The sequence below is a fragment of the Bacillota bacterium genome, assembly GCA_036504675.1.
Classification (GTDB): domain Bacteria; phylum Bacillota; class Sulfobacillia; order JAJYWN01; family JAJZPE01; genus DASXUT01.
In genome coordinates this window covers 1-7,905 of record DASXUT010000028.1, presented here as the reverse complement: position 1 = coordinate 7,905, position 7,905 = coordinate 1, and the positions used below count along the sequence as shown (strand labels likewise).

The window sequence follows — 7,905 nt, the reverse complement described above, 5'->3', positions numbered from 1 at the left end:
CCGCACTGCGGGCGCCCCGGCTTGTCGTTTGGGGACATAGGCGAGCGGGTCAGCCAATACACTATAGACTGGTAACTGCTGGGAGGAGGAGCGTTATGGGGCGAATCTTCGCGGGCACGGTCATCCTCGTCTTCGTCGCCGTCGTCGCCTTGCCGGCCCTGGTAATCGGGAGGGCCTTCGGCCCGGGGCTGCTGGAACCCGGGCAACCCGGCGAGATCGGGAACGGACCGGCGATCAAGGTCCGCGTTGACCCGGGGGGCAAAGTCCAATCGATGGCCCTCGAGGCCTACGTCAAGGGCGTGGTCGCCGCGGAGATGCCGGCCAACTTCGAACCGGAAGCCCTGAAGGCCCAGGCCATCGTGGCCCGGACGCTGGCGGTCAAGAAGATGCGGGCCTTCGGCGGGGCCGGCCTGGAGGGCGATCTCGGGGCGGACGTCTCCACCGATCCGGCGAAGGGGCAGGCCTGGCGGTCCACGGAGGAGCTCAAGAAGAGCTGGGGGTGGCTCAACTACCCGACCTACTGGGCCAAGATCAGCAAGGCCGTGAGCGACACCGAGGGCCTGGTCATCGTCTACGACGGCCTGCCCATCGACGCCCAGTTTCACTCGACCTCGGCCGGTCCCACGGAGAACTCCGAGGACGTGTGGTCCGAGAAGATCCCTTACCTTCGCAGCGTCCCCTGCGACTGGGACAAGGAATCACCCTGGTACACGAGCACGGCCAAGTTGACCCTTACCGAAGTCGAAGCCAAGCTCCCGGGGACAGGGGCCCTGAGCGTCTACGCCTCGACCGGCCAACGGTCGGCCATCGAAATCGTCGACCGGACGCCCACCGGACGGGCTAAGACCGTCAGGGTCGGCGGCAAGACCATGCGGGCCACGGACTTCCGCCTGGCCCTGGGACTCCGGTCATCCAAGTTCACCGTCACCGTTCAGAACGGCGAGGCGGTCTTTCAGGTCAGGGGCTACGGGCACGGGGTCGGACTCTGCCAGTTCGGCGCCAACGGCTTGGCCAACCTCGGAAAGAAGTATCAGGAGATCATCCAGCATTACTACACCGGAGTGTCGATCGAGAAGATGTCCGGCAGCTGAGGCTCGAGGGGCGGGACCTCGGCCACCCATGCATGGAAGAGGAAAAATATGGGGATAATGGGTCCGAGGTGATTCCGTTGACTGAGCAGAAGACCTCGGGCCTCAACCCAAGAGCGGTCATCGAGCGGGCCCGGCGTTGGGTGGCCAGACCGCTTTGGCGGCCGGCGCCGGTCTGGGTCCGCCGCGTATCGTGGAAGAACCTGGCCAAGTGGTACTACGCCGGCGTGGCCGTCATCGCCCTGGCCGCGCTGATCACCATGTTCGCCGTCTACCGAACCCAACTGGCCCAGCTGAACGCGGGGACAAGGGGGGGCAAGACCGGGCTGGTGGCCGGGTCGAAGGCGCCCGCGCAGACGGCACCCGCCGGGATCTCGGCGTCGACCCCAGCGCCCGCTGCGCCGGCCGCCGCGACGCCCGCTTCAACCCCCGCTTCAACTCCCGCTCCGACGCCGGCCCAGGCGCCCGACCTGTCGACCATCACCCCGCCGATTTCCGGCGGGCTGGCAGTCTCCTACGGCTGGGTCTACTCCAAGACCCTTCAGGACTGGCGCTTCCACCCTGGGGTAGACTTCAAGGCGATTGAGGGATCCCCCGTCAGGGCGGCCCTGGCCGGTCGGGTGGTCAGCGCCGGCCAGGATGCGAGCTTGGGCTATCAGGTCGTGCTGGACAACGGGGGCGGTCTCGAAACCGTCTATGCCTGCCTGCAAGAAGTGGCCGTGCGGCCCGGGGATGACCTCGAGCAAGGCCAGTACCTTGGCAAGGTGGGAGCGAGCGCCCTTATGGAGAGCGCCGACGGACCCCATCTGCACTTCTCCATTTACAAGCAAGGCGAGCCGGTTGACCCGCGAACCTTCCTGAAGTGATTGGCGCCGGCCATCCAGCTGTGACTTCTTAATGGAGTGTTAATCATCGAACCGGCTGAACCTGAGTTATAATGCAGCTGCGAGACCTTCAAAGTTCCGCACCCTCCTTCGAAAGGCCGTCTTTGCTGGCGGCCTTTTCTCTTTGGCCACGGGGTCTGGCCGAGCCTGGCGTGGAACGTTAATGGCCGATTTTATGGATCGCTTCCACCGGCCTGTCCGAGAAGCTCGGGCCAACCCTTGAAACGCCTCGTAACCGCCTGTCCCGAGTCCCTCCGGGACAGGCATCTTTTTGGCCGCCTGTTCATACAGATTAGCGAGCAGGCCGCAAGCGGGGCGAAAAAAGAAAAGAGGGGGGCCGCGCCGGTGAAGGACTATATCTGGAAACGGGTCCTTGAGGTGGCCAACTACATCGTCCGGAGCAATGATACGGTGCGGGAGACCGCCAAGGTCTTCGGCGTGTCCAAGAGCACCGTTCATAAGGACATGACCGAGCGGTTGTGCCGGATCAACCCGGAACTGGCGGCCAGGGTCAAGACGGTGCTTGACCGGAATAAGTCTGAAAGGCACCTCAGGGGCGGCGAGGCCACCCGAAAGAAGTATTTGAGCCAAGAAAATATGGCCCTTTGAGAGGAAATTTGGCAAAAAATAGCGAACTACAGGGCCAGTACGGCGGCCCTTTTTTCGTTTCCCGGGCCGGCGAAACAGGGGGTCAGGATGTTCAACTTCGGGATGGATATCGGCATCGACCTCGGAACGGCCACCTCGCTCGTGTATGTCAAGGGCAAGGGGATCGTCCTCCGTGAGCCGTCGGTGGTGGCCATCGAGACGGAGACCCGCAAGATCATGGCCATCGGGGAAGAAGCCCGTCGGATGCTGGGCCGAACCCCGGGCAACATCATGGCCATCCGCCCCCTGCGGGACGGGGTGATTGCCGACTATGACATCACCGAGGCCATGCTTCGCTACTTCATCACCCGGACCTGCGGGCAACGGGTCCTCTTCCGGCCGAGGATCATGGTCTGCATCCCGTCGGGCGTGACCACCGTCGAACGCCGGGCCGTTCTCGAAGCGACCATGCAGGCCGGCGCATCGAAGGCCTACACCATCGAGGAACCTTTGGCGGCGGCCCTCGGGGCCGGGCTCGACATCACCCTACCGTCCGGAAACATGGTCGTCGACATCGGCGGCGGGACCACCGACATCGCCATCCTCTCCCTGAGCGGCATCGTCCTCTCCGACTCGGTCCGGGTCGGCGGGGACAAGTTCGACGAGGCCATCGTCCGCTACGTCAAACGAGCCTACAACCTGCTGATCGGGGAGCGCACGGCCGAGGAGCTTAAGATGGCCATCGGGACGGCCTTCCCCCAGGAGCAGAAGGGGACCTTCGAGATCCGCGGCCGCGACCTGGTCGCCGGCCTGCCGAAGACCATCACCGTCAGCGCTTCCGAGACCTACGAGGCCATGTACGAGCCGATCATGGCGGTCATCGACGCCATCAAGGCCATGCTCGACAAGTGCCCGCCCGAGCTGGCCGGCGACATCGTCGAGAAGGGCGTGGTCATGACCGGCGGCGGCTCACTCCTCCACGGCCTGGACATCCTAATCAGCCGGGAGACCGGCGTCCCGGTGCACGTGGCCGACGACCCCATGTCCTGCGTGGCCCTGGGCACAGGGCTGGCCCTCGACAACTTCGACCTCCTTCACGACTCGGTGGTCACGGTCTCGGGAGGGCGAAGGCCGCGGGCTGGTGGCCGCTAGTAAAGGGGTTCAGACGCCGCCAGGGGAATCCGGGGGCGCGGGACCGCTAGGGGTGGGAAATCAATGATTATCGAGAACGACGAGATTCAGCGGTATCTGCCTCACCGTTTTCCCATGTTGCTGGTCGACCGGATCATCGACATCGATGAGGCCACCGGCAAGGTGGTCGGACTGAAGAACGTCTCGGCCAACGAACCATACTTCCAAGGTCATTTCCCCGGGCGGCCGATCATGCCCGGGGTCCTCATCATTGAGGCCATGGCCCAGGTGGGCGCGGTCGCCCTCTTGCGGAGGCCGGAGTTCCAGGGCAAGCTGGCCCTCTTCGCCGGCATCGAGAAGGCCCGCTTCCGCCAGATGGTCGTCCCCGGCGACCAGCTCCGGATCGAGATCGAACCGCGGGGCAGGCGCGGTCGGATCGGCAAAAGCGTGGCCAAAGCCTACGTCGGCGAGAAGCTCGTGGCCGAGGCGGAGCTGATGTTCGCCATCAGTTGACTGGCCGGCCAGCGCCTTCCCGTTTCCTCGGTCTATCGGTGCTCCCTCTCCCATACCGGCCTTGATGTGATCGGAGGATCAGCCAGGAAGAGGGTCCAACAAGCCAGGCCCCCTTCATTGACACCCCTGCCCCCTTGTGTTACGATAGCGCTGTCCTACAACTGAATATCCAGCCACTCTTATGAAGAGAAGGATGAGGGACCGGCCTGATGACTCCTCGACAACCGGCGTAGCTATAGGCGCGCATCGGTGCCAAGACCGGCAGAAGTGGTCGGCGACCCTACGAAGGGTCGCAAACCCAGTTCTGAGTGATGAGAGGTTTCAAGACCCCTATCCTCTTCGCGACTGGAAGAGGTTTTTTGTTTGTCCGGGCAAGTTGGCCCGCAAGAGTCACAGTCAAGAGAGGCCCGTCGCCCCGGGAGGCTTTGCCCGATGACCTTCGAAGCCATGGCTCGTCCCACCGGTATCGGCAGCCTGCCCTTTCGCGACCCGGAGGAGGCCTGCCGCTTTATCCTCGACCGCCTGCCGGAGCTGCCCTTCTGGCCACAGCTTCCAAAGCGCGGACCGAGCGAGAACATGTACGTCCAGTTCGGGCCGGGCCTCCCGGGCCTCGCCGAAGAGGGGCCCGACCTCATCCTCGACCGGGGCGCCGGCGGTGGCGGAGTCGGCGGCAACGTCGCCGGAGGCGGCGGCGAGGCCGCGCCCGACTATGATCAGGCCCTGGCCGCTCTCTATCAACGCTGTCTCGAAGACGACTACGACTGGCCGTTGCGCTGCGACCACGCCGCCGGCTTCTACGCCTTGACCGAGGGCCACGCGGCCGCCGTCGGGCGGGCCCTGGCCGTGAAGGGGCAGATCACCGGTCCGGTCAGCTACGGCCTGACCGTCCAGGGGCGTGACAAGCGCCTCTTGATTTATGACGAGACGGCCTTCGACGGCGTCGTCAAGGGATTGGCCCTGCAGGCCAAGTGGCAGGAGCGCGCCCTCCGGCGGCTCAACCCGGCGACCATCCTCTTCCTGGACGAGCCGTCGATGGCCGCCTTCGGCTCGGCATACTACAACTTGAGCCGCGACCAGGTCATCGCGGCAATCAAAGAAGTCACCGCCGGCCTCGAGGGACTCACCGGGGTCCACTGTTGCGGGAATACCGATTGGTCCGTGCTCATCGACGCCGGACTGGACATCCTGTCCTTTGATGCCTATTACTACGCCAAGAACCTGTCCCTCTACCCCGAGGCCGTCTCCGGGTTCATCGCTCGCGGCGGCCTGCTGGCCTGGGGGATCGTTCCCACGGATACGAACGATGCGGTCAAAGAGACGGCCTCGACCCTCGTCGACCGGTTGGAGCAAGCCCTCACCTGGTTCGAGGACAAGGGCCTCGACCGTGAGCGACTGGTCCGGCAAAGCCTTATCACCCCGTCCTGCGGCCTCGGAGGCCGCCCGGTCGAGACGGCCGAACGGGCCTTCCGGCTCGTCCTGGGGGTCTCGGAAGAGATCCGCCGTCGCTACGGTCTGTCCCCTTAGGCCCAGGCCACATACGAAGCCAATGACCCGCCGGCCTTGGCCGGCCGCGGGCCGGTCAGGGAGGTTCATCACGGTCAGGGAGGAATGAATCATGTTGGGCGTCCGCCAGACTCGAAACGACCAGTTCTTCTTCACTTCGGAATCAGTGACGGAGGGCCATCCCGACAAGATGGCCGACCAGATCTCCGACGCCATCCTCGACGCCCTCTTGCATAAGGATCCGAGAGCGCGGGTGGCCTGCGAGACCCTGGTGACGACCGGACTGGTCCTGGTCTCCGGCGAGATCACCACCGACACCTATGTCGACATGCGGTCGGTGGTCAGAGAGACCGTCCGCGACATCGGCTACACCCGGGCCAAGTACGGCTTCGATGGCGACACGTGTGCCGTCCTCCTCTCCATCAATGAGCAATCCCCGGACATCGCCCTCGGCGTCAATCGCTCCCTCGAAGCCAAGTCCGGGGCCGGTGAGGGGGACTTGGACGAGCACCTCGGAGCTGGGGACCAGGGCATGATGTTCGGCTACGCCTGCAACGAGACCCCCGAACTGATGCCGATGCCGATCATGCTGGCCCACAAACTGGCCCGCCGCCTGGCCGAGACCCGCAAGCAGCGAATCATTCCCTACCTCCGCCCGGACGGCAAGACCCAGGTGACCGTGGAGTACCGCGACGGCAAGCCGGTGCGGGTGGACACCGTCGTCTGCGCCTGCCAGCATAAGCCCGAGGTGGACTGGGACACCATCCGGGCCGACGTGATCGACAAGGTCATCCGCGAGGTCGTCCCGGCGTCGCTCATCGATGACAGGACCCGTTTCCTGGTCAACCCGACCGGCCGCTTCGTCATCGGCGGCCCCGCCGGCGACACCGGCCTGACCGGTCGAAAGATCATCGTCGATACCTACGGGGGTTACGCCCGACACGGCGGCGGGGCCTTCTCGGGCAAAGACCCGACGAAAGTCGACCGCTCCGGCTCGTACGCCGCCCGCTACGTAGCCAAGAATGTCGTCGCCGCCGGGCTGGCCGAGCACTGCGAGGTCCAGCTGGCCTACGCCATCGGGGTCGAATACCCGCTGGCCGTGACCATCGACACCTTCGGTACCGGCAAGGTCGGGGACGCCGTCCTCTCGGACCTCGTCCGCGACCACTTTGACCTGCGGCCGGGGGGCATCATCAAGATGCTGGACCTCCGGCGGCCAATCTATCAGCAGACGGCGTCCTACGGCCACTTCGGACGGTCGGACCTCGACCTGCCGTGGGAAAGGGCCGACCGGGCGGCCGCCCTGCGTAAGGCGGCCGGAGTCCGCGGCGCCGGGGCCTGAGACGCGGCATATGATATCCCGCATCCTCTGGTTTCCGGGAGGCGCGGGTCTTGATCGACTCTCCCCACACAGTGCTCTATCTCTTTGCCCTGTACGGACTGATCAGCGCCATCCTGGCCGTGTCCAGGGTCCGGGGAACGCCCGGCCGGCGGCGCTCGTTCCGGCCCTTTCTGAGCTTACTGGTCCTGGTCAAGGAAGGGGAGACCTACGTCGAGGGACTGGTCCGCAACCTGGCCGGTCTGCCTTACCTCAACCGGGCCGGTCTGACCAACTACGACGTCGTCGTGGTCGACGAGCATTCCGTGGACCAGACCGCCCAGATCATCGAGCGGCTGGCCCGCCGTTACGGCAACGTCCGCTTTGCGCGCGCCGGTCACGGGGCCGGACGGGCCGCGGCCATCGAGGCCGGCCTCCGGCTGTGCCGCGGGCGAACGGCCATCTTGCTGGACGCGACCAACCGGGCCGAGACCACGGACCTCTTGAGGACGGTCTACTACCTGGTCGGGCCAAAGGATGAGCCGGCCGAGGCGGTTCGGCCGCCGTCGCCGGGAATGGGCGGTCAGGGCCGCGGCCGAAGCGGCCTCGGCCGCCAGCCCAGCGCCTGACCCCGGCGCCGAGCGCCGGGTGCCCAGCGCCGGGCGTCCAGCGCTTAGAGCCGAGCGTCTTGGCCCTCACCGCCTGCCCCGCAAGAGCCAAGACCCCCTCGTCGCCAAGAGGCTGCGGGGGGGTTTTCGTCGTGGTTATCGTTCTACATCGACCAGCTTACGGCCCACTAGCAGACGCTTACAAAGGCCGGGGGGGACGCTGGGAAAGGCGGGGACACCGGGAAAGGGGCCGGGATAGGGGCCGGGAAAGG

8 protein-coding genes and 1 riboswitch are annotated in these 7,905 nt (G+C 65.6%); all 8 genes read left to right on the top strand.

The genetic code is table 11. From position 1 onward, the window contains the following. The first annotated feature begins 95 nt into the window (after positions 1-95). The 8 genes from spoIID (at position 96) to VGL40_02115 (ending at position 7,654) form a co-directional block, all read left to right on the top strand. The gene (gene spoIID, locus VGL40_02150) at positions 96-1,091 is read left to right on the top strand and encodes a stage II sporulation protein D (protein ID HEY3314072.1); all 996 of its coding nucleotides are present in this window, start codon (positions 96-98) and stop codon (positions 1,089-1,091) included. Positions 1,092-1,168: 77 nt separating this feature from the next. Continuing rightward, the gene (locus VGL40_02145; protein HEY3314071.1) at positions 1,169-1,954 is read left to right on the top strand and encodes a M23 family metallopeptidase; all 786 of its coding nucleotides are present in this window, start codon (positions 1,169-1,171) and stop codon (positions 1,952-1,954) included. Between the two features lie 363 nt (positions 1,955-2,317). After that, positions 2,318-2,581 (top strand): sporulation transcriptional regulator SpoIIID, encoded by a 264-nt coding sequence (gene spoIIID, locus VGL40_02140; GenBank protein HEY3314070.1) that lies wholly within the window; start codon positions 2,318-2,320, stop codon positions 2,579-2,581. 87 nt (positions 2,582-2,668) lie between these two features. Continuing rightward, the gene (locus VGL40_02135; GenBank protein HEY3314069.1) at positions 2,669-3,712 is read left to right on the top strand and encodes a rod shape-determining protein; all 1,044 of its coding nucleotides are present in this window, start codon (positions 2,669-2,671) and stop codon (positions 3,710-3,712) included. A gap of 66 nt (positions 3,713-3,778) precedes the next feature. Continuing rightward, positions 3,779-4,204, top strand: coding sequence for a 3-hydroxyacyl-ACP dehydratase FabZ (fabZ, locus tag VGL40_02130; protein ID HEY3314068.1), 426 nt, complete (start codon positions 3,779-3,781; stop codon positions 4,202-4,204). Between the two features lie 176 nt (positions 4,205-4,380). Further along, positions 4,381-4,522: riboswitch (SAM riboswitch) on the top strand. Positions 4,523-4,636: 114 nt separating this feature from the next. Then, on the top strand, positions 4,637-5,728 hold the full coding sequence (locus VGL40_02125) for a methionine synthase (protein HEY3314067.1): 1,092 nt from the start codon (positions 4,637-4,639) through the stop codon (positions 5,726-5,728). Positions 5,729-5,819: 91 nt separating this feature from the next. Next, complete coding sequence (gene metK, locus VGL40_02120) at positions 5,820-7,049, top strand: methionine adenosyltransferase (protein HEY3314066.1); 1,230 nt, start codon at positions 5,820-5,822, stop codon at positions 7,047-7,049. A gap of 50 nt (positions 7,050-7,099) precedes the next feature. Further along, on the top strand, positions 7,100-7,654 hold the full coding sequence (locus VGL40_02115) for a glycosyltransferase family A protein (protein HEY3314065.1): 555 nt from the start codon (positions 7,100-7,102) through the stop codon (positions 7,652-7,654). Positions 7,655-7,905 lie beyond the last annotated feature (251 nt).

Bases quoted from the DNA above. Each gene is read 5' to 3' on its own strand.
- spoIID (HEY3314072.1), top strand. From the start codon at position 96: ATGGGGCGAATCTTCGCGGGCACGGTCATCCTCGTCTTCGTCGCCGTC.
- VGL40_02135 (HEY3314069.1), top strand. From the start codon at position 2,669: ATGTTCAACTTCGGGATGGATATCGGCATCGACCTCGGAACGGCCACC.
- VGL40_02125 (HEY3314067.1), top strand. From the start codon at position 4,637: ATGACCTTCGAAGCCATGGCTCGTCCCACCGGTATCGGCAGCCTGCCC.
- metK (HEY3314066.1), top strand. From the start codon at position 5,820: ATGTTGGGCGTCCGCCAGACTCGAAACGACCAGTTCTTCTTCACTTCG.